The sequence below is a fragment of the Streptomyces sp. NRRL S-1022 genome, assembly GCF_000720135.1.
Classification (GTDB): Bacteria; Actinomycetota; Actinomycetes; order Streptomycetales; family Streptomycetaceae; genus Streptomyces.
Window position 1 is genome coordinate 18,059 of sequence record NZ_JOIU01000044.1, and the last position, 25,333, is coordinate 43,391.

Consider the following 25,333-nt stretch of genomic DNA (forward strand, 5'->3'; position numbering starts at 1 on the left):
CGAATCACCCGGATCCCGTGGTACCGGGAGGCTGAACTGCGGCGGTCGTGTAGTACCGCGGTACTACGCGCCTACCTGCGGTGCAGCCCCAGCACCAGCAGGCCGGGGAACAGCGGCAGCCAGGCCGTCAGCAGCCGGCAGCCGAAGACCGCCGACAGGGCCGCGGCTACCGGCACCCCGGCCGCGGTGAGCATCAGCACGAGCGCGCGTCCAGCGAGCCCAGACCACCCGGGGTGGGCAGCAATACGGCGGCGCCGCTGGCAAGGAGGTACGCCAGGCGGCCGCGACGATCGGGAACCGCGCGTCCACCGCCCGCGCCACCGCCCGCGCCCTCGCTCGGGCCGCGCTCGCGGCCGGCCGCCGGGAGCCGCCGCAGGGGCTCGGCTTCACTGACCGCGCGGTCTCCCGCCGTATCGCCGCCCTCCAGGCCACCCCACTCCGCGCCTGTGGCCGCTGGCGGCTGCCGTTCTGGCGCTCGGCGCCCTCACCGCGCTGGGCGCCGCCGACGCAACCGGCGACCTGCTCCGGCTGCTGGAGCCGGCCCTCGCCTGAGAATGATCAGGCGGCGGGCCGGTTGCCCATCCGGCGGTGGGCCGCCGGGGTCGAACCGGTCAGGGAGCCTGCTCGCCCTGGGCGACCTCGACCTCGTGGTGGAAGTCGACGACGCCCGCCGCTCCGGCGGCGACGGACAGGACCGTGCAGACCACGAGGAGGAACGCGGTGCGGCGGGTGGTGCGCGGGCGCGTCCGGGTGGGTGCGAGAAGCGCCGCGACGCGTTGCGGCACCGGTCCGGCCGTCGCCGCGGGTGCGAAGTCCGGTCGGGTGGAGGGGGAGGCGTTTCCGGCGAGGGCGGCGCGGGCGATGGCCGTGGCGATCAGGCGCCGGTCTCCGGTGACCTCGGCGGCGGCCTCGTCAGCGGCCCGCTCGGCGGCGAACCGGATGGTGGCGCGGGTGGTGCGCAGGGCGGGGTGGCAGTGGGCGGCGAGTTCGGCGGCGGCCAAGAAGTAGTGGTGCCCGGCCCGGTTGTGGGCGCGCTCATGGGCGAAGAGGGCCTCACGCTCGGCAGGTCCCAGACTGCGCAGCATGGCGGTGGTGACGACGATGCGGTGGGGCCGGCCGGGCAGAGCGTACGCGTCCGGATCGGGCGATTCGATCACGCACAGGTCACCTGCGGCGGGGCGGCGGTCGGCCTGCGTGCGGGCGGTTTGGAAGGCGCGGGTCTGGCGAAAGGCCGAGCGTGCGAGAGTCCAGACGCTGAGGGTGAGCATCCCGGTGGCCGCCATGGCGGCGGGGAGGACGAAGTAGTCCGAGGGGGTCCGCAGGGGGTGGACGAGTTCGCCGAGGGCGGCGAAGGCGGGGAGTTTGAGCAGTCCGGTCAGGACGAGGGCGCCGAGAGCGGCGACGCAGGCTCCCGCCAGCGCCAGGGTCGAGGCGGTGAGGACCCACAGCGCGGTGGCGGGGGCCAGTCGGTCGAGGGTTCGGCGGGCCAGCGTCGGCGCGAGGAAGGGCAGGATCAGCGGGAGGAGCAGCAGTGCGGTCATCGCTCGTCGCCCTCCAGGAGCCGGCGCAGGTGCTGCTCGTCACCGGGACTGAGCTGGGCCACGAAGCGGGCCAGGACCGTCTCCCGGTCGGCGTCCCGGTCGAGTTCGGTGTGCATGCGCCGGGCTGTCAGGCCGGGCGCGTCCTGGACGGGGAAGTAGGCGTAGCCGCGGCCCTGCCGCTCCCGGTCGACGACGCCCTTCTCGTGCAGACGGGTCAGTATCGTCGCCACCGTCGTCCGGGCCAGGCCGGAGCCGAGCTCGGCCTGCACCCGCCCTGGCGTGAGCGGGGCCCCGGCGGCCCACAGCGCGGCCATGACGGCGGCCTCGAGCTCGCCTGCCGGCCGCCTCTCGCCCCTCGCGTCGGTCATGGGAACGTTCCTCACTCCGCCATCGTCTAGAGTTCAGTAGACCGTCTACAACATTGTAGTCAGTCGCCGGATGCCGCCGCGCCACCGTTCCGCCGCATCCGACAGTCCGGAGGAAGAACGATGAAGGGGCCCCGACGATGACCACAGCCATATGCCTATCGTCGCAGCTCGCCGTCAATGTGCTCGACGCGCGGTCGCTGCTGTCCGCGTTCGGCGTGCTGGGCGTGGGCGTGGTGCTGTTCGCCGAGACCGGACTGCTGATCGGCTTCTTCCTCCCGGGCGATTCTCTGCTGTTCACGGCCGGTCTGCTGTGCACCGGCACCGCCGGGAGCGGCCTGAAGCTGTCACTCGCCTCGCTCCTGGTCGCCGCAGCGGTGGGAGCGCTGGCCGGCTCACAGTGCGGATACCTCCTGGGCCGTCGAGCGGGCGGCGCCCTGCTCGCCCGAAGCCGCTCGGCCCGCCTGCACGAGGGGGCGAGACGCGCGGAGGAGCTGCTGGACCGCTACGGGTACGCGAAGGCGATCGTCCTGGCCCGCTTCGTTCCGGTGGTACGCACGGTCCTGAACCCGATGGCGGGCGCCCTGCGGGTGCCGGTGCGCACGTTCACCCTCTGGCAGGTGACCGGCGGGCTGGTGTGGAGCCTGGGGCTCACCCTGGCGGGCTACGCGCTGGGCTCCTCCGTGCCGAACGTGGACCGCTATCTGCTGCCGATGGTCGCGGTGATCGTGGGCCTGTCGCTGATTCCGGTCGTCTCCGAGGTGTACCGCTCGCGCCGGGACGCGAAGGCGAAGGAGGCACGCGGATGATCATCGCCCTTGACGGCTCGTCGGTCGACGGCTCGGCCTACACCGCCGTGGTGAACCTCGCCCGGCGCTCCCCCGTCTGGCTGGACGACACGGTGTCGGCCTGGTCGACGTACGGGCTCGTCCTGTTCGCGGTGCTCATGGCCGTCGGCTGGTGGCACGCCCGGCGTGTGAGCGCCACCGCGTCCGTGACGGCGCTCGCCGTGCCGTTCGTCGTGGTGGTGGCCTTCGCTGTGGACGCGGTGCTGAAGCTGCTGGTGCGCGAGGACCGGCCCTGCCAGAGCCTGCGGGTGACCACGCTGGAGGCGTGTCCGGCGCCCGGCGACTGGTCCTTCCCCAGCAACCACGCGGCCATCGCCGCCGCAGCGGCCGTCGCCCTGCTGTTCGTCTCCCGCCGACTCGGCGCGGTCGCCGTGGTAGCCGCCTGCGCGATGGCCGTCTCGCGTGTCTGGGTGGGCGCGCACTACCCCCACGACGTGCTGGCAGGGGTGGTGGTGGGCGCCGTGACCGCCCTGCTCGCCATGTGGGCACTGCGCAGGCGTGCGGAGCCCGCGGCCCTGCGGCTCGCGGCCACCCGTCTGCGTCCGCTGCTGGTGGTGTCGTGAAGCGCGGCGAGGTCGCCGAACTGTCCGGCAGCTGCGGGTTCGGAGCGTGGACGGCGTTCGGCGTGCTGACCATGGTCGTGGGGGGCCACGACGGCATACCGCTGCTCGCGGACGCCGACTTGCTCTCGTGGTCCGTCGGCCACCGACCCGACGTGGCAGTGGCGCTCGCCCGCGGGCTGACCGACACCGGGACCGGTGTGGTCCCGTACGCGCTGGCGGTGCTGGCCGCGCTCATCGCGGGGCGCACCTCACGGCAGCGCGCGCTCGCCGTCGCGCTCTGTCTGGGCTGCCTCGGCGCGGGCCAGGCGCTGCGGTACGCGGTGATGGCACTCGTCACCCGGCCGCGACCACCCCTGACGGACTGGGCGACGCATGCCTCGGGATGGTCGTTCCCGTCCGGTCACACCACCACGGCGGCCTTCACCGCGGGACTGTTGATCATCGCCGTACGCGTGCGCGGCCCGCGCGGCACGACCCCGCTCACCCTGATCGTCGGCGGCTGGGGCGCGTCGGTCGGCCTGACCCGCGTCTACCTCGGAGTGCACTGGTTCACCGACGTCGTCGGCGGCTGGCTGTTCGCCCTCGGGTGGGTTGGCCTGTATCTGAGCGTCGTGGCCCGCTGGCTTCCCGACCGATGGACCCCCGGCACGACGGACACGGACACGGACTCGGCACGCGGGACGGCAGAACCGACGGGCAGCACAGCAAGGGGCCGAACGCACGCGGCACCGAAACAGGTGCACGTGGCACGAGAGCAAATGGAGGACCATGCGCCGGACGATCCTGGTCGTCGAGGACGATCACGCCCTGCGTGACGTGCTGGTGCGCGGACTGCGCGACGAGGACTTCGACCCCGTGCCCGCACCGGACGGCGCCACCGCCCTGCGCCTGGCCACCGCCGACATCTCCGCCACCGTGCTTGACATCGGGCTGCCCGACGCCGACGGACGGGACCTATGCACGGCCATGCGCGCGAACGGATTCCTCTCCCCCGTCATCTTCCTGACCGCCCACCACCGGCTGAGCGACCGGCTGTCCGGGTTCTCGGCCAGAGGCGACGACTACCTGCCCAAGCCGTTCCATTTCGCCGAGCTCGCCGCCCGCTTGCGGGCAGCGCTGAAACGGACCGCGCCGCCGCCTGCCGCCACAGCGGGAGACCTGGCACTGGACGCAGTGCGGCACGTCGTCAGCGTTCGAGGCACCCGAGTCGACCTGACACCGACCGAGTTCCGTCTCCTGGCGGCGCTCATGGCGGCCTCCGGCGGCATCGTGCGCCGCCGCGAGCTGGTCCGGGCGGCGTGGCCGGAGGGCGCCCAGGTGCACGACAACACCCTCGACCAGTACCTGACCCGCCTGCGACGCAAGCTGCGCGAGGCGGGCAGCGACCGAACGATCGGCACGGCCCGCGGGATCGGCCACCGGCTGTCATGAGTGGCACCCGCCACCGGCTGCAGCCCGCTGTGACCGCCTTCCTCCACCGTCTGGCCCCCCGCACGCTGCGCGGCCGGCTCTCCCTCGTGGCCCTCACCACGGCCGCGCTGCTGATGCTGGTCCTCACCGTCGCCTTCAACGCCATGGCCCAGCACCGCCTCCAGCACCAGGCGGACGACGAGCTGCGCACCCGCGCCGCCGCCGTCGCGACGACCATCGACACCACCGGCACGAGCGTGCGCGTCCTGGAGACCTCCAACGACGCCCTCCTCGACACCAACGTATGGATCTACGCCGGCGGACGCCTGCTGGAAGAGCCCCCGAACGCCGGCCGCCTCACCCGCGTCGCCGACGCCCTCGCCGGGCGCGGCGGGCGGCGGTGCGTCACCGCCGATGTGGACGGCCCTCTCCGGCTGTGCTCGCAGCCGGTGTCCGCGGACAAGAGCAAAGCCCTAGTCGTCACCGCGCTCGACCTCTCCCCTTACCGGAGTTCGGCCGACACCCTGCTCCTGGGATCGCTCGCGCTGGGCGTCATGATGCTCGCCTGCACCTACGCCCTGACCCGGCTGGCGGTGGGCCGCGCGCTGCGCCCGGTCCGCACGATGACCGACCAGGCCACCCAGTGGAGCGCCGTCGCCTCCGAAGAACGCTTCGGCCATACGCGGCACCCGGCCGAACTCGCGCGCCTCGGTACGTCGCTGGACGCCATACTGGACCGCATCCGCACCCTCCTGTCTCACGAGCGGCAGCTCACCGGGGAACTCTCGCACGAGCTGCGCACACCCCTGAGCCGGATCATCGCCGAACTCGACTGGTGGCGGACCCGCCCCCGCACCGCCGACCAGACCCATGCCACCCACAAGGTCATCGCGGAAGCCGCCCAGTCCATGCGCACCATCTGCGACACCCTCCTCGACGACGCCCGCGGCGGCACACTCACCGCTCCCGGCACCGCCGAGGTCCTCCCCAAGCTGCGACGCCTCACCGAAGTCCTCGACACCCCATCTCACTTGACGGTCGCCGTTGACGGCCCGCCTCTGGAGGCCGGAGTCCCACCCACCCTCCTCGAACGCATCGTCAGCCCGCTCCTGGCCAACGCCTGCCGCTACGCCCGCTCCAAGGTCGCCGTCCGCGCCTACCGCGCACCCGACGGCGTACGCATCGACGTCATCGACGACGGCCCCGGCGTACCGCCCCTGTTCGCCGGGCAGCTCTTCGAGCCCGGCCGGCGCGCGGATCCCGGCGACGGACACAGCGGAGCGGGCCTGGGACTGCCGCTGGCGCGACGCCTGGCCCGCTCCGCCGGCGGCGAGGTGACGTACGACCCCGGGCACACCCCCGGGGCACGGTTCGTGGTCAGCCTGCCTGCCGGGTAACCGCGCCGCAGTCGACGCTAACGGAGCATCACGGCGTGATGTCGCGCTGGACGTCCTTTCGGGAGACGGCCAGGTAGCCGACGAAGCCGAGGATCGCCACCGTCCAGGACAGCGTGACCGGCCCCAGGCCCAGGTCGAGTCCGCCCCTGCCGTGGCCGACGGCCATCCAGTCGGCGACAGAGGCGCCGAGCGGGCGGGTGATGACGTACGCGGCCCAGAACGCGGCCACCGCGTTCAGGCTCCCCCACCGGTGGGCGGCGGCCGGGACGGCGATCGCGGCGGCGTACAGGATGGCGGAGCCCAGGTAGCCGAGGCCGATCGTGGCGGTGAGGTCGCCCGCGGCGGTGCCCAGCGCGAACGTGGCCAATACGGCGGCCCAGTAGAACGTCTCGCGGCGCCGGGTGTGGATGCTGTGGATGGACAGGGTGCGCTCGCTGCGGTACCAGAGGGCGAAGACGGCGGCCAGCGCGGCCATGAACAACGGGGTCGAGAGCGTGTACGGCACGCCGAGGCCGACGTGCAGGACGTCGGCGGCCATCGTGCCGAACACACTGACCATGACGATCGCCGTCCAGTAGACCCAGGCCACGTACCGGCGGACGGCGAACTGCACCGCCAGAGCGGCCACCAGGGCGATGCCGCCGAGGCCAACGGCGGGGATCGGGCCGAGGAGGTGGGCCAGGAAGTCGGAGGCCGTCTCGCCCATCCCGGTGGTCAGCACCTTGATGATCCAGAAGTAGACGGTCACCTCCGGCACCTTGCTCACCGCGTGACGGACGTGGCCCGCGGGCCTGTTGTGAGTGAGGTGATCAGTCGACATGGCAGGCACGATGACACGGTGCCCGGCGCTCGCCCCAGACCCCTTTGCCAGAGTTTTGGCGCTTCCGGTACGGGAGTTGCCCGAAGCAGCGCCGAACCTGAATGCGACCTGAACATATAGGCAGATGCACTGGTCAGCAGCGTGCGGCCAGTGATATCGGCTGTCTCCCGGCATCGGCCTGGCGACTGAAAAGCAGCTCCAGGCGGCACAGATAGGTGACCGTTGTGGCCGCCGGGGCAAGCGGCGCGGAATCTCGCGAAAGGTGCACGTCTTTCGGTCTGTCGCGCGGTGCTTCCATGGGCAGGAGGAGCCGGTCGGCGCCGCACCGGGTGCTGGCGCTGCCCAACGATGACGCTCCCATCGCCGGACGGCACTGCTGGGGGGTTCGAGACGGCTGTGGAGGTCAACCGCGTCGCGGCCGGGGAGTTCGCGGCTGCCCCTTTTCACGGGAGGCATCGCCCGGTCAGGGGCGGAGAAGGTCGCTGGGGGCAGGCCCGATACGGGTCTGCCCCCCACTGCCGGTTCGGGGTGCGTGGTCAGTCGGTGTGGCCGGTGGTCTTGGGCAGGGGCTGGCCGAGGCGGTGGACGGTGGTGACGGTGCGGGTGCGGTTGCCGTTGGCGTCGATGCCGAAGTGGCCGCTTGCGCCAGCGACGGCGTCGTTGCGCAGGGCGTACAGCTCGTTCCTAACGGCGTAGCGGTTGGGCAGGTTGGTCGGGCCGTCGCCGTGGGCGGCGGCGTTGTGCAGGGCCGTTGCTGCGGTGAGGACGGCGTCGTGGGCGACGATGGCCCAGTAGCTGCTGGTGAGGAGCTGCGCCGGGAACTGCTGGTCGTGGTGGGGGGCCACGAAGTCCTTCACGAACGCGTTGTACAGACCGCGGTCGGGGTTGTCGGGGCCGCGGAAACGTGGCGCGTCGGGGAAGGACGCGTACAGCACGGTGATCGGTGCGTCAGCGTTGTGGAGTGCCTCGGTCTTGGGGTCGAGGGCTGCCGCGTCCGATCCGGTGACGACGGTGATGGGCTGGGCGTGGCAGCTGCGCTGGGCCAGCGCGTCGAGGAATTGCGGCAGGTACTTGACGCGGGCGGCGTAGTAGACGGTGTCGATGGTCTTGCTCGTGTTGCAGAAGTTCTGGCTGATGGTGGGCAGGATGGCGCCGGGCCCGCCGCGCGGGTCGAAGGCGAAGTCGGAGTTGGGGTCCAGGTGCTTCTTCAGGCCGGCGATGGTCCGAAAGCCGTGCTGGAGGGACTCGGTGTAGAGGATCGCGGGTGCCGTTGGGGGTCACTTTGGTGCTGATCAGTGCGGCGGTGCGCCGGCCGGATCCGAGTGTTTTGCTGATCGCGGTGAGCTGGTCGGTGTTGGACAGGGCGACCCGGGCCAGTCCGTTGATCGGTCCTTTGCCGTCGACGGCGCCGGTGGCGTCGAAGCCGTCCGCGGTGATCAGGTCCCCGACCATGGGCAGACCGGCCTTGCTCAGCTCGCGGGTGGCGTCGACCGTTTCCTGCTGGGACAGTCCCAGTCCGGCCACTGCGACCAGGTGCTCTGCGTCCTTGCGGGCCTTCAGCTTGTCGACGGCCGTCTTCCAGGCCAGCTCGGAGCTGCCCATCGACGCCACCAGCAGCCTGATCTTCGGCCTGCTGTCCTTTTTGTTCTCTTCCTCCACGGCCGTGTAGGCGCCTTCGAGTTCGGCCACGTACTGGCCCACGGTCAGCGCGTTGGCGTCCGTCGAGCTCAAGGGTGTGAGAAAGGCGAACGTCACGTAGTCGCCGCCGTCGGTGACGTCGCTGTTCTCCGCGGCGATGGCCTCCATGACGGGCTTGAGGTCGTCGCCGAAGACGGCCGAGCCGTCGCTGCCGTCGGTGACGCCCGTGCACTCGCGGTCCTTGCCGGTCACCAGGTCCGGGCTGGACGTGCCGCAGTGCTGGCTTTTGAAGCGGTCCAGGTTCCCCTTGTGCACCTGCCAGGCCACGATCGCGGCGGCGAGAAGGAGCGCGGCACCGGCTGCCAGGCCAGTGCGCAGCCACCTGCGGCCGCCGCCCAGCAAGCCCTCCCAGCGCCTGCCGTGTCCGGCCGGCGGCACGGGCTGGTTGCTCAACGTCTCCCAGCACCGCAGCCACACCGTCTGGTCCGCCTCGCTCAGCCCGCAGGCCGGCAGGTACTTCACCACGAAGTCCTGGGCGGGCAGCGCGTCCTTCGTCAGAACCGTGTAGATCGTGGTGCTCGGCAGGTCCCCCTTACTGGCCGTCGCGATGGCCTTGTAGCTCTTGCCCCCGCGCAGCTGGTTCAGCGCGTCGCGGAACTGCTTCTGGTTGCGCACCCGCAGCGGGTCGGGCCCCTTGCCCTGCTTGCCCCGCGTGCCCGGCCAGCCTCCCGGCAGTTTCATCACGCACCTCCGGCAGAGCCGAGGGCCGGGCGCTGTCCGCTCAGCCAGGGGCCGATCTGCGTGGCGGCGGCTCCGGCCGCCGCGAGCAGCCCGATGACGTCGCAGGCGGGCTGCCCGCTGCAAACGAGGATGATCACCACCAGCAGGATGACCGTGAAGACGGTGATCCGCTGCAGCGGCGTCAGGCTCGCGCCGCACTGCGCGTGGTCCACGGGCACCGCCTGCCGGCGGTGTCGGGACCGGTTGATGCGTACTGACATGATTGTTGTCTCTGCCTTGGTCGCACCGGGGGAAAACCCTTCAGCTCAACCGGAATCATCCTGAACAATCACCGCTCGATTTCGGAATCCTTTTCCACTCCGAAAGGGCGACGTTTGGAACCGTCCGGCGGATCATCCGCTCACGCCCGGACCGGTCGGCTGCATGCCAGCCGCAGCACGCACCTGCACGACACCACCACACCAGCCCACACGCTCCTGACCTGGTCATTCGTCGTTCCGAACGGTTCCGAACCCATCCCGAACACGCGAAGATCTTGCATGGCGGCCCACCCGATGATGAGCTGAACAAGCGGAACCCCGCCCTCGAAAATCGCCGTCCCTCTCCCTCTCTGGGCGCGGCAGCGCAACACCGGGCGGAACGGGGGGCTCCTGTTACCGGCAGGAGCCCCTCACCGCACCCCCTCCACACGGAAAGCCAACTATTCCGATCGGACTCGAACTGCATTCCGCAGAAACGGAAAGAAGGAATCGGTAATCAGGGCCCCGGGACAAGCCCCCTGACCAGAACCCCGCTGGGTGCCAGCCCCACCCGCAGGTTGGCCGGTTCACGGCTGCGGCCGGCGACGGACCAGCCGCGGACCAGCCGCCGGTCGGTGTCCCTGATCACCGGCCGGCGGTGCTGGTCGCCACGGTCAGCGGGGCGGTGAGTACCGGGCGCCGATAGACGGCGTAGCCCAGCACTGTGACGATCCGCACGCCGACCAGGACCAGCAGCAGGACGACTTGCAGAGCGAGCATGGACATACGGTTCCCCCTCGGGATGAGGTGCGCCCCGAGCTGAGGCACACGGGTTCACCCGGCTGTAGAGCTCGGGCGTTGCCTGGCCCCTTGCGTCTCGGCCACACGGCCGGGACAGGGCAGCGTCAGGGTCGTTGCTGCTCGGGTTAGGCCGTTTCCTTCGGATCACCTGGCCGACCAGACGAAGATGGCGGCGAGATGGAGTCCGGCGAGGTAGGTGGTGGCGGTCTTGTCGTAGCGAGTGGCCAGGCCGCACCACTGCTTGAGATTATTGATGCACCGCTCGACGGTGTTCCGCTGCGGTCGAAGGCCGGCGGACGGCCACCGAGTCGGCCACGCCGCTTGCGATTCGCGGCCTTGTCCGCCGGCTGCGGGATCACCGCCCGGATCTTTCGCGGCGTTTCTGCGAATCACACCCGAGCAGCTGCGTGCGTTGGCCGTACCCGGCATGACCAATGTCGCTACGGTGGCCGGAGGTTGCCGGTCGGTGGAGGAGGACGAGGTGCGTCGTAGGGAGCTGCTGACGGGAGTGGTGGCAGCGGGAGCGACTGCCGTCGTCGGCGCCCGTCCTGCCGCCGCTGCTGAGCCTGTGGATCTGGAAGTGGCCCTGCTCCGGCTGCCGCAGGCGGAGCCGATGCCGCTGCCCCGGCTGGTCGGGCTGATCTCCGCCGCCCGTCGGGACTACTGCGCTACCCAGTACACGCGGCTCGGGCAGACGCTGCCGGGCCTGATCGCGGCGGCGACCGCGACGCGGGACGCCTCGACGGGCCGGGCCCGTGAGGAGGCGGACCTTGCGCTCGCCCGGTCGTGTCGCGGCCGAGCTGGCGACGAAGCAGCACTCCGATGCGGCTTGGGTGGCCGCCGACCGTGCGCTGGCGGCTGCGCGCTGCAGCGGCATCCCGGTGGCCGTCGGCGAGGCCTCGCGGCAGCTGGCGATCGCCATGCGCCGCTCGGGCCGCTCCACTGCCGCGGTGCACCAAGGAGGCCGCGGACCTGAACGCCTCCCGCGATCGCACCGGCGCGGTGCGGACGACGCTGCTGCTGACCGGTGCCTACTCGGCGGCGACGGGCCGGGACCGGTCGACGGCCCTGGCTCTGTTGGAGGAGGCCGAGCAGGAGACGGAGCGGCATCCGGCGGTGCCGGGCCTGTTCACGGTGGAAGCGACGCGGACGCAGGTCGACGTCTACCAGATCGGTGTCCTCAACGCGCTGAGCACGCCGGACGAGGCGGTGACGGTGGCGGCCCGGCTGAACCTGGCCCGGATGCCGACGGCGAAGCGGCGAGCGCGGGCGTGGACCGACGTCGCCCGCACGTGGAACGCTCTCGGCGACGGCAGCCAGACGTTCGCCGCGCTGCGTCAGGTCGAGCGGGAGGCGCCGCAGGAGGTTCGCCGGCCTTCGCTGCGGGCGCTGACGGCCGGGCTGCTGTACGGGCCGACCCGGATCGAGGGCGTCCGGGAGTTCGCGGCCCCCACCGGTGCCCTGGCCACCTGACGTTAGAAAGACGCCCGTCTGTGCACACCGGTCACGGGCCTCCCGCCGTGAGCGAGGTCCCCGCCGGGCGTCCGGTGGGGGCCTCGCTGCGTGTCCGCCCGGTCACCCGTAGAAGCCGTCCAGTTGGACGTTCAGCTCGGCGAGGTCCGGGTGGCTGTCCTGTCCGGCGGATCTTGGTTAAGTGCGGCCAAGATGCCGGGGACCAGAGGGTTTGGGTCGTTCTTCCGCCACGCGACGGCGACTCGTGTGTGCACGGTGTCGGGCTCGATCCTGCGGAAGGCGACGCCTTTGAGGCGGATCCGGCGGATGCTCTCCGGGGCCAGTGACACGCCAAGGCCGGTTCCCACCAAGGCGCAGACGGTCTGCCATTCCACAGCGTATTGGGTCACTTGGGGGGTGAAGCCCGCAGCGATGCACAGATCGGCGATCTGGTCGTACAGCGGCGGGCCGACGGCACGCGGCAGGAGCACGAAGGGGCAGTCCGCCAACTGATCGACCTGGACGGCTCGTTGGGCTGCGAGGGGATGTGAGGCGGGCAGGACGGCCACGAAAGGTTCGGTCAGCACGGTCTGGAACCCGAGTTCCGCGTCATGGGCAGGCGGCTCTCGCAACAGGCCGATGTCGATCGTCCGTTCGCGCAGGGCGGCCAGTTGCGGCGTGGTGGTCATCTCCTGGATGTCCAGATTCACGGCGGGAAACCGTTCCCGGAAGGTTCGCAGCAAGCTGGGGAGGACGGTGAGAGCGAGGGAGGCAGCGAAGCCGATCCGCAGGTGGCCAGCCTTGCCGCTGCCGACTTCTCGGGCTGCGGTCAGACCCTGTGCGAGGTGAGTGAGGGCGAGCCGGGCGGCGGGGAGGAGTTCTCGGCCTGCGGCGGTGAGGCCGATGTGCCCGGGTTCGCGACTGAACAGTGCGTATCCGACCTTGTCCTCCAGGCGGCGGATCTGCTGGCTCAGCGGTGGTTGGGCAATACCCAAGCGAGCAGCGGCGCGGCCGAAATGGAGTTCCTCGGCGAGCACGACGAAGGCGTGCAGCTGTGGCAGGGGAAGTTCAGGACGCTCCATACGCTTAGAGATATCACTCTGCGCCGAAAGGCGTATTAGACGTATCAGTTCTGCTCACTTAGCGTTCGGCGCATGACAGAGCGACGTTCCATCCTCAGCGGCTCGACGTTCGAGGAACAGATCGGCTATGCCCGCGCGGTGATCGACGGCGACTGGGTTCATGTGTCCGGGACAACGGGATTCGACTACACCACCATGACGATCTCCAAGGACGTGGTGGAGCAGGCCGAGCAGTGCCTGCGCAACATCGAGGCTGCCCTGGCCGAGGCGAAGTGCACCTTCGCCGACGTAGTACGGGTGCGCTATCTGCTGCCCGACCGGGCCGACTTCGAGCCCTGCTGGCCGACGCTGCGTCGTGCCTTCAGCGATGTCCGGCCAGCCGCCACCATGCTCATGTGCGGCCTCGCCGACCCCCGCATGAAGATCGAGATCGAGGTGTCCGCCCGGCGGATTACCGCGTAACCGTCCGATCCGATCTCGGGGAACGGGGGCACGGTGCCCGAGGTCGGGCGGGGCGATTTGACGTATGCCGAGTGGGCACGGCTCGCGCCACTGATGCCCGGCGACGCACGGCCGGGCGGACGGTGGACCGCACAGTGATCAACGGAATCCTCTTCCGCCTGCGCACAGGCGTGCCCTGGCGTGATGTGCCCTCGCCATACGGGCCGTGGAAGACCGTCTACGAACGTCATCGACGCTGGTCGGCAGACGGCACTTGGGACAAAATCCTGCGCTCGCTCCTGGCGCACGCCGATGCCGAAGACCGGATCGACTGGAGCATGGTCGGCATCGATTCCACCTCCTGCCGGGCCCATCAGCACGCGGCTGGCGCACGCACGACTCCCCCGCACATCCCAGGGCGGCGGGCCGTCCCTCCTCAGCATCGGCCCGACGAGGGACTGGGACGTTCGCGGGGCCGTCTGACAAGCAAGATTCATCTGGTCGGAGGGCACGGCAGCTTGGTTCGTTGTCACGACCGAAATCGGAAACGAGACTGTCATTTAACCCTGTAGTGACCACAGTGACTAGATGAATGCACCCAACCCCCGTGAGCCACCCGTATGAGTGACACGGAAGTGGATCGACAGACCGAACAACCGCCCCTTTTAAGCTAGTTCAGCACCCTGCTACGCCGGGACCCGGAGCTAGGAAGGCGCATAGCTCGGCCGCGTTTCCCAGCCAGGCTCAGCTTCCACATGCGCGGGTCTCCGGCCGCGTGGGGAACAAGACCGGAGACCTCTGCCGTCAGCACAGTCAGTGCTCGCGGCTGTTCTGCTCTGCGACCGCTGCCCGCAGAGACGCGGCTTCGGACTTGGGGGCTCGGCCCATCAGCTCCTGTACGGTCCGCACTGCCTCCCGGCCGCCGTGGATGATGTCGACCACGGCCCGCGTGATCGGCATCTCCACGTCGTACCGCTCGGCCAGGCTCTGGACGGCCTTGCAGGAGACGACGCCTTCCGCAGTCTGGGTAGTGGCGGCCCGCGCCTCCTCGACACTCAGGCCCTTCCCCAGGTGGGCGCCGAAGGTGTGATTCCGGGAGAGAGCGGACGAGCACGTGGCGACCAAGTCGCCCATACCCGCCAGCCCGGCAAAGGTGAGGGGATCCGCGCCCATGGCGACTCCGAGCCGGGTCGCCTCGGCGAGCCCACGGGTGACCAAGGCGGCCTTGGCGTTGTCGCCGAGCCTCATGCCGTCCGTGACTCCGACGGCCAGAGCGATGACGTTCTTGATGGCGCCGCCCAGCTCGCAGCCGATGACGTCGGTGTTCGTGTATGGCCGGAAGTACGGCGTGCGACAGGCCGTCTGAACGACCGCAGCCGTGCTCTCGTCGACGCAGGCGACGACGCTCGCGGCCGGCTGCCGGGCGACGATCTCGGCGGCCAGGTTAGGACCGGACACCACGGCAATCCGGTCGGCACTCGCTCCGGTCGTCTCTGCGATGACCTCGCTCATTAGCTTGCGGGTGCCCAGCTCCACGCCCTTCATCAGCGACACGAACAGCGTCTGACTCCCCCACAGCCCCACCCAACCTTCCAGCAGCGCGCGGGCACTCTGGGCGGAGACAGCGAGGACGGCGATGTCGGCGTCGTGCGCCGCCTCGGCCGGGTCGGTCGTGGCCCGGACGGTCTCCGGCAGCTTGGTCTGCGGCAGGTAGTCCGGATTGGCACGGGTTTCGTTGATCGCATCGACCAGCGCAGCCCGGCGCCCCCACAGCTCGACCTCGCACCCAGCGTCGGCCAGGACGAGGGAAAACGCTGTCCCCCAGGACCCAGCTCCGTAGACGGCAACACGACGAGTCATGCGGTGCATCTCCTGTTCACTCCTTGGGGCGCCTCAATGTAACGGCGACGGCCACGCGGTCCCGGAGCGCGGGCCCGCGCGTCCTCGCCTCCGTCAGCATGCTGTCTGCCTGGGCGTGGCCGAGCTGCTCCCGCAGCTCCGCCTCATGCTCCACCCACGATCGGTAGACGCGCTGCCACACGCCCGGCTCGTGGGGCCGCTCCTCCTCGGCGTCCAGGACCAGCCCGGTGCCCTGCGCCTGCTCGCTCCACGGCGGCAGGGCCGGCGCCATCCGGGACCGGCCGGACGTGAGGACCGCCCGCGCGCCCGGCTTGAGCACGCGGCGGATCTCCTCCAGCGCCTTGCGCCGGTCCTTCTCATGTCCCAAGGCGTCCACGCACACCAGGCCGTCCGCGTACCGGGCGGGCAGCCCGGTGGCGCCCAGGGAGCCCAGACGGAACTCCGCCCGCTCCGGCGGCAGCCCGAAATGCCGGGTCCGGCCGGCCGCCAGGCCGAGCGCGGTCGAGGACACATCCACTCCGGTCACGCAGGCGGCCAGCGCCCGGGCCAGCCACAGGCCCACGCCGCCCGTGCCGCAGCCGACGTCCACCAGGCGCTGCCCGGGCTGCATGCGCAGGTTGGCCACCATGGTGCCGAGCAGCGCCCAGTCCGCGGAGCTGGAGGCGTCCAGCTCCGCGGGATACAGGTCGCCAATGGCCTGCCCGTACAGGTCGCCCACGATCGTGGTCCCCGTACGGGAGGCGTGCATGGCGTCGTACACCGCTGCGGTACCGGCCGCCGGCCGTGTGATCACGGTGGAGTACGTCCCGCTCCACGCACTCCAGCAGGGCGTGCAGCGTCGCCTCCTGCCTCGTGTTCCCGCATGCCAGGCCGTTGCTGGTGACGGCGTAGAGCTCCGGCCGGGCCGGACCGCCGTGGTGGACCTGGCGGCGGAAAAGGTCCGCGGGCACCAGGATGTCGCGCTGGGTGGCCAGGCCGCGGCCGGTAGTCCAGTCCTGCACCACGTCCGCCAGGCGCGGGTGGTTCACCTTCACCGGGAGCGCCGCCATCGGGTAGGGCGGCCGGAGCTCCCGGTGCGTGCCCTGGGCGTCGAGGCGCACCGGCTGCTCCGCGTGCCACAGTTCCGCGGCCTCCAGGACGGCCGAGATCTTGGCCAGAGTGTCGCTGGCGCCCTTGTCCTGGGACGTGACCAGCGTGTGGGCGGCGGGCCGGACGGCCGTCCATACCGGGATGTCGAGATAGTCGAGGCCAGTCAGCCGGGCGACGCGGCTGATGCCCAGACGGCCGATCTCCGGTTTCAGCGCGGCCCACGTGTCCTCGGGCGTGCGGGTGCGGACGGTGCCGATCAGGCAGTGGCTCCTCATCGGGCCGCCTCCTGGTCCCGGAGGAACCCCAGCACGAGCGGGCGGGCCGCGTCTACGGCCTCCCTGGCGCCCTGGAGGCCACGCTGCCACGCCTCCTCGTCCAGCCCGTCCGGGCTGGTCCCCCACACCACGGTCAGCATGCGCCGCACCACGTCCTCCTTGATGGCCTCCGGGAAGAACCCGCGGCATGCCTGCTGGGCCTCGGCGTTGACGGCGGCGTACCGGGCGACGTCGGCGCGGTCCGCAGCCGTCTCCCGCGCGAGGAGCCGCGCCGCTGTGGTCTCGTCGGTGAGGTCCGTGCGGGGGTGGATCACCGCGCACGCCACCGCCCGAGGCAACTCCTGCGCCTCACGGCCGCCCAGGTGCTCCCACCACACTTCTTTGAACGCCGGGTCAAACACCTGCTGGAACGTCACGCGCTCCAGGGTCGCCAGGCAGCCCTGGTCGGTGTCCTGGGCAGCGAACCGGTTGGCCCACTGCCGGAAGCAGCGCGTGCCCCAGTGCAGGCCCTCCACGGGCTCCACCGGTGTCCCTGCCAGGTCCTGCGCCAGGGCCACGGCCTCCAGGGCGTCCGCCCGCTTCACGTCCCCGAAGTGCGGGTCACCGGCCAGCGCCTCGACCAGCCACTCCGCGAACGCGGGGGCCTCCCGCTGGCTGATGAGCCGCACCGCGTCCCAGGACCGGTGCGCGTAGTACACGCCGACCAGGGCGCCGAAGACTCGGACCACTTCCTCGGCGTCCACCACGCCCGAGGCAGCGGCCAGGCCGGCGACCTGGCGGACGCGGACCAGCGGCCACGTGCAGGCGCGTAGATCGCCCTCGGTGGACTGGGCCACGGCCACCTCGTCGTCGCCGTCCAAGACGCCGGTCGCGTAGCCGTGCCACACGGAACCGACGCCGAGCATGCCGCACTCGCCCAGCTCCGCCGCGCGCAGAGCACCGATGCTCGCCGCGCCGATGACGCGGACACCCCGGCCCAGCGTCCAAACGATCTCCTTGTGCCGCACGGCCGGCGCCTGGTGGTAAACGCCGTCGATGATGACGACCGTGTCCCCGGCCCTGATCTCCGGGTCGAACAGGTCTCCGTGCCCGATGGGGGGCCGGACCCGCAGGCCCTGGCCCTGGAGGGCGGGGTCATCCGGGCTCAGCGTGGGCCCGGTGAAGACGTGAATCACTTGGTCTCCAAAGGTGGGTGCACAGATGGGGCGGGCGCCCGGCCACAACCGTGTGGCCGGGCGCCCACCGTCGAGCCGGGTCAGAACGTGTAGCACTCCTCCTGCTCCACGTCCTCACTGCGGACGACCGCAGCGATGTCCACCAGCGCCTCCACGTCCGCGCCGTCGGCGACCTGCTCCGTGGCCTGCGCGGCGTCCTGAGCCTTCGACACCATTTCGGGTTCCTTTCATTCGGTCCTCCCGGCGAGGCGGATGCCTCCCGGGTGCTGCCCGGCGGCTGTTCAGGGGCGACCAGCCGACGCGGAGTCCAGAGGGCGGTCCCGGCCGCCGTGTCGGCGGCCGGGGCCGGTGTCCCGGTGCCGTCGCTCCCCCACGGAGGGTCAGCCGGGACGCGGTGGCCCACCCCGGGCCGGGGACCATGCAGCGGGATGCAGGTCCGGGCATGGGGAGCCGGTCAGCTGCCACTGCCGGCCCAGGGCGGGTGGTCAGGGGTGGTTACAGCAGTCGGGTGACTGCCGCGGCGGCGATGCCGGCCAGCAGGACGGTGTAGGCGCCAGCCACGAGCGCCAGCCGGGGGTACCGCTGGCGGATGATCCGCCACGCCTCCCGTCCGGTCCGGCCATCGGCCTGGGCGCGGACACCCAAGGCGGTGAAGCTGATGAAGACGCTGGAGACGGGCTGCACCGCCTTGTCCGGTCGTGGCTGCATGGCGTTGCCTTCTGGGGTGACGACGGCTGAGACGGGGAACCGGCTGTCGGTGACGGCCTCGGGGTCCGGCTGGCGCTCGAGGAAGTGCTGGCGGATGCGGGCCTCCGCCAAGGCGAGGCAGTCGGCGCAGAGGTAGATGGGGGCGTACTGGCCGCACCACTGAGCAGGCCCGACCCAGATCACCGGTATGTCGCTGCTGTCGCAGCGCCAGCACAGGCCGGTCACCCATGCGACGCTCACCGCTGTCCTGCGGAGATCAGGACGCCGAGCCAGGCGGCGAGCGTCACGACGATGAGCACGTAGATGAGCTGGGCTGTCCGCGTGCTGTACCGGCGGTGCTCAGCCACGCAGGTGTCCAGCGTGAGGTCGGCCCAGACCCGTTTGCCGAAGAAGAGGCGATCGGTGCCCCACTGCTTCGCGACGGCGTTGACGAGTGCCAGGCCCCGGCCAGTGACGTCATCCTCGCCGGCGCAGTGCAGCGTGGGCATCACGCGGCTCTTGTCGATCACCGCCACCCGTACGCCGCCGTCGGCAATCGGCTGGACGGTCAGCCGGAACACGTCGTGGCGGGCATGCCGGACGGCGTTGGCGGCCAGCTCTGCGACGACCAGTTCGGCTGAGTTCGTCAGCTCCGGCAGCTTCCAGTCCGTCAATGTCTGGCGGACGAGCTGCCGGCACATCGGCACCGACGCGGCCTTGCGAGGCAGGCACGTCGACAGTTTCGGGCCGTCTTCATCCGTCAGGACGTGGCCTCGCGTGGACAGCAGGCGTCTGGGCTGACTGTCAGTCCTCGGGCGCACGGTCAGCCCCCTTCGTCTGCCGCTCGTAGAGGCCAGCGAGCGCCCGGCAGCACAGCGCCATGTCCTGTGCGTGCACGGCGGCTGCAAGGTCCGTGGCCGCCGGGGTGGCTTCGAGGAGCTGCCGGTCGCGGCCGAGGAGCCACTGTGCGGTCTGCCGCTCAGCCGGGTCCTCTTCCGTCGCGATGAGCGCCCCGACGTCGCACACCAGATCCTCGACGTACACCCGCAGCTCGGCGACGGCCGGTTCCAGCTGTGCCCGCGGCGGCACATGGGCCGGCAGATCCTTCGTGAGCTGCACGACCTCGTCGCGCACCTTGCGCGCGCGGTCCAGGTCGACGTCCGCGGCGACCGCATCGGCCGGCGGGCTCAGCAAGCAGTCCGTCATGCCGTCACCGCCATCGTCCCGCCGACGTAGCTGAAAGCCTGGCGCAGGATCCGGCCGACGTCTTCGCCATGGGTCAGCGGTCGGGGGACGCCGGTCACCTCGATCCACGGCGGGGTGTCCCAGCGCACTCCCCTGCTCGGCGGCAACGCGATCCAGCCGTCTTCCCCCGTACGCACGCTCACGTCCGGGTGGACGAGGCAGTAGCGGCCGGTGGCGGGGAGGACCAGGAGCAGGGTCGTGTCGTCGTTCTGCAGCAGGCACGGCACGCTGACCTCGCGGTCCAGCAGGATCATGGCGTGCATGCCGATGTCACGCGGCAGCACGACGGCGTCGAAGGTCGTGGTCGTGGCGATGAGCGAGGCACCTGGTGCGGTCTCCAGAGCACCGGCCAGGTATTCCTTCGTCATCACGGGGGACGGGTGCAGCGCGGGATGCGCACCTGGCGCGGCGCAGTCCGTCCTGCCGCACGTACAGCCCTGTCGGGGCCGGTAGCGGTGCCCGAGACGTAAGCGCCACTCCAGCGCCAGATACGCGCCCGCGGCGGCGTCCGGGTCACCCGTGTTGATCGGCACCATCGCCGATACCCCCTGGTGATCACTTCGTTGCGGTCAGTGACCTCACCAGGATTGCGTGCACGCACGGCAGCGCCCCCTAGTTTTTCTAGGGGGCGCTCGCGCCACGGGAGTTCACTCCTGTCAGCCGACGAGTTCCATGTTCCGTATCAGCCCCGACAGCACGGATGCCTGCGACGGCACGCCGACCCGGGCCAGGTCGGAGACCAGGGCCCTCGACATGGGGTCGGCGTAGACGTAGTAAGGCGCCTGGGCGGCAGCCTCGCGCAGCTTCACCACGGCGGAGGCATGGCGGCCCATGCGGTGCATCGCGCGGGCCTTGTCGATCGCGAAGTGGGTGCGCCGCTCCTTGGAAGGGACCTCGTTGATGTCGGCGCCGGGCACCCGCTTGAGGCCGGTGTCGGGCTGGTCGACCTCCACGCCAGCCTCCGCCGCGTGCACCGCGACGGTGCCCCGGCCGAACACTGTCTGCTGCTCGACGTCGTACCAGGCCGGGCCGAGGCGGTTGGAATCCTCCAGCGCGGCGTCGATCCGCGCCCACGCGTCGGCTTTCCGGTTTCCGCGCGCGTGCGCGATCGCCGCCCGGAGGTGGAGGGCACCGTGCAGCGACACCGCCTTGTCGTCAGCGTGCCGGGCGCTCGCGTACGGCTCCAGGTCCCGCAGTGCAGCATCGACCACGGCCACGGTCTCGTTCAGGCTCGCCTGGTGCAGCAGGGCTCCGCACCGGTCCCAGGCCACGGCCGCCTTGACCATGGGATCGTCCAGCTGCGTCGCGGCGCCGGCCGCGACCTCGGCGGCCACCCACGCCAAGTCCGGGTAGCCGAGCTGGTTCAGGCACATCCGGGCGGTGCGGGCGGCATCGACCAGGAGCCGCAGGGACTCCTCCCGGCTCGGCCCGTCGGCGACCAGCAGGGCCGTGTTCAGGTCCTCGACCATCGCAGGCAGTATCCGCGCGACCTCGGGCAGGTTCGCCGCCTGCCGGGCTTCATTGGCCTCCACCGACCGGCGCCTCAGCGTCGTCAGGTCGACGGGGGCGCCCTGCGGGGCCAAGCCCGGGTGGCCGGACAGGATCAGGCCGGCCCGGCGCATACCGGTGCGCAGGGCCGGGACGTGGGCGTGCGCGAGGGATGCGCCGCTGCGCTGCAGACGGTAGGGCTGGCCGAGGAGCCAGACAACATCAACGTCGCACTGGTCGGCGATCGCGGTGATGACGGAATATCGGTCAAGCGGCTGACGGCCGCTCTCGACGTTCTGGACCCACGCTTCCGTGCGCCCCAGGAAGTCGGCCAGCTGAACCTGGGTCATACCGGCCGCATTACGGGCGATCCGGACGCGCGTGCCGATGTGCTCGTCGCTCTGCAGGGGCATACTGGTGCTCCGTTCTGACCTAGACACTCAGAACGTACTCCGAACGGCGCCCCTGCCGCTGCCCCCCGAGACAGCCAGGGGCGCTGTTCGTTGACGCTCGGTCAGGCGTGGACGCCCCTCTGCCGGACACTCGGCCCCCACTTCGCGGCGACGACGGCGAAGCAGTTGCGGCACAGCGGGTTCGCACCGCCGCCGTACCTCTTGCACTTCTCGGAGCACCGCGCACACAGACCCTCTTCTCCGGGCCCCCACACAGGGGACGGGTAACTCCCCAGATCTATGCCATCGGGCGCGCCCATGCCGGTGTCCGTTCTACTTGCTCCGCAACAACCGTTTCGGCACAGATCGCCGCCCCACGGAGTCAACGACACGGCGCCGGGAATGACATTCGTCGACCCTGGCTGCAGGGACAACCGGCCGACGGTCGCCACTCTGCACGAGTACGGCCCCGACAGCAGCGCCAACAAGAACCTCATCCTGATCGCCGACAACGACGAGCAGAAGGCCGGCGTCCACATCACTCAAATGAAGAGGAGGAACCCGCCCAAACTCAGCCTGATACTCGCCTCCGGCTGCTACCAGGTCCCGGACGGCGAGAAGGTCGAGCACTTCTAGCTGTATTGCCCTGTGAGGTCGGGGACGCGGCTGGCGCCGACGACTTCGTCAGCGTCAAGCCGTGCGCGACCCGCAGCCGCTTGCGCTCCACCGTCGGCGGCAGCAGCGAGCGGGACGCGACCAGCGCGCCGACCGCGTCGAACAACTCGGACACGGAATACCGTACAACTAGCGTACTTCCACCACCAGGCCTTTGGAACGCATGATGGCGTCGATGCGTTTCCCGGCTCGGCGGCCTTCCGGTTTCACCCACGAGGTCGCGTCGCCCCGACCTAAGGCCCCGAATCCATCCCTCCTGCCTGACCCCTCGCCGGGTGGGCCGCAGCCGGTGTCGCGTCGTCCATGCGAGCCACCGCAAGACGGCCTGGTCAACTGAACCGCCGGGTCCGATCCCTAGATGTACGCCGCGGGTGCGCCTCGTGGGCGCAATTCTGCGGTTACGGCGCCATGGGGGCGCGGACCTCGTTACGGATGGTCGCTGTCTTGACCATGAAGGCCTCGAGGTCGAATGCGGCAGGAGGCCTCCTGGAGTCCACACTCTGAGTAATGACAACAACGGCCGAGCTATCCGCCCAGGAGCAGTCCGGTTCCCAGGTCATTCCGAACTCATCCGTCTTGCGAACGATCCGGCAAGAGACTGGCTCTGAGGAGCCCTGAGGGGTGATCGTACGCGGGCCGATGATCACGGCAGAGCGAACCTCCGTGCCGATACTCCGGCTGTCAACGATCTTCAAAAGCTCGTCGCGGGCCATGACCGGGCTGAGCACGGTTCCATACACCCCGGTCACCGACAGAACGGGCCCCGAAGTCTCCGATTTACGGTCGGCGGCCTGATAGGCGGCGAACGCAGAGATGCCGTTCTCAATCTGGCCGGAAAGCATCGACGCGATGTTCGGATCGGGCTTGGAGTGGTCCGACTCCGTGAAGTTCCCCTTCAGTACCGCCTTAGGCATTTTCAGCCGATATGGCCCTATGGAGCGGCTGCCTGTCCGCGATCGTGCGTCGATGGACTCGTACTCTCGCCGCTGCCTCCGCAGCTGACCAGCATCACCGTGGCCACACTCGCAATCACCGCCCACCTGAGATGCCGATTCACGTCTTCCCCCACCGCAGACAGTCCAACATGATCACTTTGCCATGGGGTAGGACGCCAGAACCATACCGCCGCCTGGGGCGTGGCCGGGGGCCGGTGGTAAACGCGGTCGATCGGGGTGGCGCAGAGCGCGGCGGTGCTGGCGCGGTATCTTCGGCAGGGGCAGGATCGTCGGCTCGCGGTGCTGGAGTGGTTCGCCGAGGCCAGCATGCTGCCGGTGCAGCCGGGACAGTGCGGTGCCGGAACCCCCGATCGGCGCCGTTCATCAGGCCCTTGTGCGGCCAGGGCTCGGCGGCGCAGGTGCTGGAGGCGTCTGCTGCCCGCTCCCGGCACGGGAAGCCGTGCCGCAGGCGCAGCGACACGAGCTGTGCTGGGCAGGGAGTGCTTCAGAGGTCCTGGACGGCGCGCAGGGCCTGGTCAACGCGGGCCATGACCGCAGTGTCGACCGGTCCGAGGAGCTTGGCACCGTCGAAGCGGCTGGTCCGCATCTGGACGATGTTGACCGCGACGGCGGTACACGGGATCGGGGAGTCGATCACCACCGACATGGCCGTGTCCGGGAAGCGGCCGCTCTCATGCAACACGATCACCAGCACAGCCCCGTAAGACTCTTCCAGACCGGTCAGACTGATGATCAAAACGCTGCGGCCGTCCGGCAACGTCCAGATCTCACCGCGCCTCACAGGGTGTCGCCCTCGCCCGCCAGATCATCACCGAGGCCGAGAGCAGCCAGCTGCCGCCCGGCGTCCAGGGTCGCCGCACGCCGTGCGGCACGCACCACGTACGCGTTCACACTCAGGCCGGCCTCCGAAGCGGCCGCCTTGATCGAAGGCGCAAGATCATCCGGGATCCGCAAGGTCATCGTGGTGACAGACATGGTGGCAAGTTTAGCCACCACGAGTCGATACCGGTAGAGGAAGCTGCAGCTCAAATACGATCAGCTCCGACCGCGCCAGGGCACCCAGCCTCTCCGCAAGCTGACGACGCAAGGTTGCAGGGGATGCCGGTCGCAAGAGCGGGCACTCCATCCCTGCGGGCGCGGGGTGGTGGTTGGTGGAGTACCGGTAGTTCTTCGACTTCTCGGCGATGGTGTGATCGCGAGTGGGCACCAGGGTGCCGTCCACGATGAGCACGGCGTCCTTGGCGAACCGCTTGCGGGACTGGAGCGCGAGCAGCGGCCCGAGGTGGTCGATGATGCGGTCTGCTGCCGACTTGGGCACCCCGAACAGCGGAGCGAGCTGGCGCACCGTCAGGTTTGTGCGCCAGTACGCCGCGACAAGCAGTGCCCGGTCCTCCAGGGGCAGGCCCCATGGCCGACCCTTGCGGACCGCGTCCGCACCTTCGCGCCGCAGCATGGTCACCAGCTTCCCGAAGGCACGCGGGCTCAGCCCGGTGAACGGGGCTATCCAGGACGGCTCCGACACCGTGATCACACCAGCCACGCCGGGATCATCGCACCGCAGTGTGCCTCGCCAGCAGGCGTCCCTGCATCAGCGGAACTCGTGGACCACCTGGATCTCACCGACGATGTGGGCGTTAAAGTCGTTCAGCTCCTCGGCCGGAACCCAGAGCTCAAGGATCGTCTGCCCACCGGCCTGCTGGATGGGATACCGGCTCAAGAACTCCGACTCGACCTCAAAGCGAGTGACGAAGCCAGCGCCATCGTGCTTCACGTTCCAGTCCCGCGCGATCCTGCCCGCGTAGTCCTCGTTGAGGACCGGGTAGAAGATCGGCTGCTCGGGCAGCCGGGGCGGCCATGCACGCCAGTTCAGCTCCCGCACCAGATCCAGCTCCTTGGGGCCTGTGGGGCGCCACAGGGTCGTCGTTGCTTGCTGGCTGGTCATCTGCATCGCTCTCTGAACGTAGGCCGCTGGTGCGGCTGGTCGGGAGAGCGGACGATACCGGCACCGCGTACTCATCAGCCACGCAGTTTCCGCACCGTGACCAGCAGTTACGGGACAACCCTTACGAGCTCGTGCACGGTAGGCGGGGAGGCGTCGAGTTCTCGATCGTCGATCATGGTTGTGTGGTGGGGAACGCGTCTCGTGCAGCGAT

At 70.3% G+C, this 25,333-nt stretch carries 29 protein-coding genes and 5 pseudogenes; 9 read left to right on the forward strand and 25 right to left on the reverse strand.

The genetic code is table 11. The features are described from left to right. Positions 1–71: 71 nt before the first annotated feature. The 3 genes and pseudogenes from IG05_RS46180 to IG05_RS0139180 form a co-directional block, all read right to left on the reverse strand. A pseudogene (locus tag IG05_RS46180) lies at positions 72–280 on the reverse strand (TIGR00374 family protein); the annotation flags it as partial. A gap of 331 nt (positions 281–611) precedes the next feature. Further along, positions 612–1,541, reverse strand: coding sequence for a M48 family metalloprotease (locus IG05_RS0139175; protein ID WP_030348888.1), 930 nt, complete (start codon positions 1,539–1,541; stop codon positions 612–614). After that, positions 1,538–1,909 carry a BlaI/MecI/CopY family transcriptional regulator gene (locus tag IG05_RS0139180; RefSeq protein WP_030348889.1) on the reverse strand — a complete coding sequence of 124 codons (372 nt, stop codon included), beginning with the start codon at positions 1,907–1,909 and terminating at the stop codon, positions 1,538–1,540. Before IG05_RS0139180 ends, IG05_RS0139175 begins: the two co-directional genes overlap by 4 nt. Before the next feature lie 137 nt (positions 1,910–2,046). Here IG05_RS0139180 and IG05_RS0139185 point away from each other — a divergent pair, with 137 nt between their 5' ends. Genes IG05_RS0139185 through IG05_RS0139205 form a run of 5 tightly spaced genes read left to right on the forward strand, consistent with a single transcriptional unit; the run spans position 2,047 to position 6,124 of the window. Next, on the forward strand, positions 2,047–2,715 hold the full coding sequence (locus IG05_RS0139185) for a DedA family protein (RefSeq protein WP_030348890.1): 669 nt from the start codon (positions 2,047–2,049) through the stop codon (positions 2,713–2,715). After that, positions 2,712–3,317 (forward strand): phosphatase PAP2 family protein, encoded by a 606-nt coding sequence (locus tag IG05_RS0139190; RefSeq protein WP_030348891.1) that lies wholly within the window; start codon positions 2,712–2,714, stop codon positions 3,315–3,317. The genes IG05_RS0139185 and IG05_RS0139190 overlap by 4 nt, the downstream gene beginning before the upstream one ends. After that, entirely contained in the window at positions 3,314–4,132 is an 819-nt protein-coding gene (locus IG05_RS0139195; RefSeq protein ID WP_030348892.1) for a phosphatase PAP2 family protein, read from the forward strand. The genes IG05_RS0139190 and IG05_RS0139195 overlap by 4 nt, the downstream gene beginning before the upstream one ends. After that, on the forward strand, positions 4,086–4,748 hold the full coding sequence (locus tag IG05_RS0139200) for a response regulator transcription factor (RefSeq protein ID WP_030348893.1): 663 nt from the start codon (positions 4,086–4,088) through the stop codon (positions 4,746–4,748). The genes IG05_RS0139195 and IG05_RS0139200 overlap by 47 nt, the downstream gene beginning before the upstream one ends. Then, positions 4,745–6,124: a sensor histidine kinase gene (locus IG05_RS0139205; protein WP_030348894.1), complete on the forward strand. Its 1,380-nt coding sequence runs from the start codon at positions 4,745–4,747 to the stop codon at positions 6,122–6,124. Before IG05_RS0139200 ends, IG05_RS0139205 begins: the two co-directional genes overlap by 4 nt. 28 nt (positions 6,125–6,152) lie before the next feature. Here the strand turns inward: IG05_RS0139205 and IG05_RS0139210 are convergent, their stop codons facing one another. The 6 genes and pseudogenes from IG05_RS0139210 to IG05_RS46190 form a co-directional block, all read right to left on the reverse strand. Beyond that, entirely contained in the window at positions 6,153–6,944 is a 792-nt protein-coding gene (locus tag IG05_RS0139210; protein WP_030348895.1) for a membrane protein, read from the reverse strand. Positions 6,945–7,480: 536 nt separating this feature from the next. Continuing rightward, positions 7,481–7,879, reverse strand: a complete 399-nt coding sequence (locus IG05_RS49730) for a hypothetical protein (protein WP_234336244.1) — start codon at positions 7,877–7,879, stop codon at positions 7,481–7,483. A 13-nt stretch (positions 7,880–7,892) separates the two neighbouring features. Then, on the reverse strand, positions 7,893–9,323 hold the full coding sequence (locus tag IG05_RS42905; RefSeq protein ID WP_234336245.1) for a hypothetical protein: 1,431 nt from the start codon (positions 9,321–9,323) through the stop codon (positions 7,893–7,895). Further along, entirely contained in the window at positions 9,323–9,583 is a 261-nt protein-coding gene (locus tag IG05_RS0139220) for a hypothetical protein (RefSeq protein ID WP_030348896.1), read from the reverse strand. The genes IG05_RS42905 and IG05_RS0139220 overlap by 1 nt, the downstream gene beginning before the upstream one ends. A 624-nt stretch (positions 9,584–10,207) precedes the next feature. Further along, the gene (locus tag IG05_RS50120; RefSeq protein ID WP_267883340.1) at positions 10,208–10,342 is read right to left on the reverse strand and encodes a hypothetical protein; all 135 of its coding nucleotides are present in this window, start codon (positions 10,340–10,342) and stop codon (positions 10,208–10,210) included. A gap of 165 nt (positions 10,343–10,507) precedes the next feature. Continuing rightward, positions 10,508–10,737 (reverse strand): annotated as a pseudogene (locus IG05_RS46190) (IS5/IS1182 family transposase); the annotation flags it as partial. 628 nt (positions 10,738–11,365) lie between these two features. Between IG05_RS46190 and IG05_RS49735 the strand changes: the two are divergent. Further along, positions 11,366–11,836, forward strand: a complete 471-nt coding sequence (locus tag IG05_RS49735; protein ID WP_051790735.1) for a hypothetical protein — start codon at positions 11,366–11,368, stop codon at positions 11,834–11,836. Positions 11,837–11,967: 131 nt separating this feature from the next. On the opposite strand, the gene IG05_RS0139240 is transcribed toward IG05_RS49735, so the two are convergent. Next, positions 11,968–12,897, reverse strand: a complete 930-nt coding sequence (locus IG05_RS0139240) for a LysR family transcriptional regulator (protein WP_030348898.1) — start codon at positions 12,895–12,897, stop codon at positions 11,968–11,970. A gap of 72 nt (positions 12,898–12,969) precedes the next feature. Here IG05_RS0139240 and IG05_RS0139245 point away from each other — a divergent pair, with 72 nt between their 5' ends. Both IG05_RS0139245 and IG05_RS46200 read left to right on the forward strand, forming a co-directional pair. Continuing rightward, positions 12,970–13,359: a RidA family protein gene (locus IG05_RS0139245; protein ID WP_030348899.1), complete on the forward strand. Its 390-nt coding sequence runs from the start codon at positions 12,970–12,972 to the stop codon at positions 13,357–13,359. Between the two features lie 93 nt (positions 13,360–13,452). Then, a pseudogene (locus IG05_RS46200) lies at positions 13,453–13,853 on the forward strand (IS5 family transposase); the annotation flags it as partial. A 298-nt stretch (positions 13,854–14,151) separates the two neighbouring features. On the opposite strand, the gene IG05_RS0139250 reads toward IG05_RS46200, so the two are convergent. The 10 genes and pseudogenes from IG05_RS0139250 to IG05_RS0139290 all read right to left on the reverse strand — a co-directional run bounded on the left by IG05_RS0139250 (position 14,152) and on the right by IG05_RS0139290 (position 21,570). Continuing rightward, on the reverse strand, positions 14,152–15,198 hold the full coding sequence (locus IG05_RS0139250) for an NAD(P)H-dependent glycerol-3-phosphate dehydrogenase (RefSeq protein ID WP_051790742.1): 1,047 nt from the start codon (positions 15,196–15,198) through the stop codon (positions 14,152–14,154). A gap of 16 nt (positions 15,199–15,214) precedes the next feature. Next, positions 15,215–15,991, reverse strand: a complete 777-nt coding sequence (locus IG05_RS0139255; RefSeq protein ID WP_234336247.1) for a class I SAM-dependent methyltransferase — start codon at positions 15,989–15,991, stop codon at positions 15,215–15,217. 16 nt (positions 15,992–16,007) lie between these two features. Further along, positions 16,008–16,562 (reverse strand): annotated as a pseudogene (locus IG05_RS46205) (YcaO-like family protein); the annotation flags it as partial. Beyond that, the gene (locus IG05_RS0139260; RefSeq protein WP_030348902.1) at positions 16,559–17,737 is read right to left on the reverse strand and encodes a TfuA-like protein; all 1,179 of its coding nucleotides are present in this window, start codon (positions 17,735–17,737) and stop codon (positions 16,559–16,561) included. The pseudogene IG05_RS46205 and the gene IG05_RS0139260, both read right to left, overlap by 4 nt. A gap of 80 nt (positions 17,738–17,817) precedes the next feature. Next, a complete protein-coding gene (locus IG05_RS50125) occupies positions 17,818–17,952 on the reverse strand; it encodes a hypothetical protein (RefSeq protein WP_267883341.1) in 135 nt (44 codons plus the stop codon). Positions 17,953–18,232: 280 nt separating this feature from the next. Then, complete coding sequence (locus IG05_RS44190) at positions 18,233–18,685, reverse strand: hypothetical protein (RefSeq protein WP_037815641.1); 453 nt, start codon at positions 18,683–18,685, stop codon at positions 18,233–18,235. After that, positions 18,682–19,245, reverse strand: coding sequence for an ATP-binding protein (locus IG05_RS0139275; RefSeq protein WP_199808470.1), 564 nt, complete (start codon positions 19,243–19,245; stop codon positions 18,682–18,684). The genes IG05_RS44190 and IG05_RS0139275 overlap by 4 nt, the downstream gene beginning before the upstream one ends. Further along, on the reverse strand, positions 19,229–19,630 hold the full coding sequence (locus IG05_RS0139280; protein ID WP_030348905.1) for a DUF6415 family natural product biosynthesis protein: 402 nt from the start codon (positions 19,628–19,630) through the stop codon (positions 19,229–19,231). The genes IG05_RS0139275 and IG05_RS0139280 overlap by 17 nt, the downstream gene beginning before the upstream one ends. Then, on the reverse strand, positions 19,627–20,040 hold the full coding sequence (locus tag IG05_RS0139285) for a hypothetical protein (protein ID WP_158839118.1): 414 nt from the start codon (positions 20,038–20,040) through the stop codon (positions 19,627–19,629). Before IG05_RS0139285 ends, IG05_RS0139280 begins: the two co-directional genes overlap by 4 nt. 285 nt (positions 20,041–20,325) lie before the next feature. Further along, the gene (locus IG05_RS0139290) at positions 20,326–21,570 is read right to left on the reverse strand and encodes a helix-turn-helix domain-containing protein (RefSeq protein ID WP_078894842.1); all 1,245 of its coding nucleotides are present in this window, start codon (positions 21,568–21,570) and stop codon (positions 20,326–20,328) included. 381 nt (positions 21,571–21,951) lie between these two features. Here IG05_RS0139290 and IG05_RS0139295 point away from each other — a divergent pair, with 381 nt between their 5' ends. Next, complete coding sequence (locus IG05_RS0139295) at positions 21,952–22,185, forward strand: hypothetical protein (protein ID WP_051790740.1); 234 nt, start codon at positions 21,952–21,954, stop codon at positions 22,183–22,185. Between the two features lie 437 nt (positions 22,186–22,622). On the opposite strand, the gene IG05_RS0139300 is transcribed toward IG05_RS0139295, so the two are convergent. From IG05_RS0139300 to IG05_RS0139320, 5 genes and pseudogenes are all read right to left on the reverse strand, one after another. Then, a complete protein-coding gene (locus IG05_RS0139300) occupies positions 22,623–23,138 on the reverse strand; it encodes a hypothetical protein (RefSeq protein WP_030348909.1) in 516 nt (171 codons plus the stop codon). A 526-nt stretch (positions 23,139–23,664) separates the two neighbouring features. Then, positions 23,665–23,961 carry a hypothetical protein gene (locus IG05_RS0139305; protein WP_030348910.1) on the reverse strand — a complete coding sequence of 99 codons (297 nt, stop codon included), beginning with the start codon at positions 23,959–23,961 and terminating at the stop codon, positions 23,665–23,667. Further along, entirely contained in the window at positions 23,958–24,155 is a 198-nt protein-coding gene (locus tag IG05_RS0139310) for a toxin-antitoxin system HicB family antitoxin (protein WP_229900791.1), read from the reverse strand. The genes IG05_RS0139305 and IG05_RS0139310 overlap by 4 nt, the downstream gene beginning before the upstream one ends. A 169-nt stretch (positions 24,156–24,324) precedes the next feature. Then, positions 24,325–24,720 (reverse strand): annotated as a pseudogene (locus tag IG05_RS0139315) (IS5/IS1182 family transposase); the annotation flags it as partial. Positions 24,721–24,768: 48 nt separating this feature from the next. After that, complete coding sequence (locus tag IG05_RS0139320) at positions 24,769–25,128, reverse strand: hypothetical protein (protein WP_030348913.1); 360 nt, start codon at positions 25,126–25,128, stop codon at positions 24,769–24,771. Between the last annotated feature and the right edge of the window lie 205 nt (positions 25,129–25,333).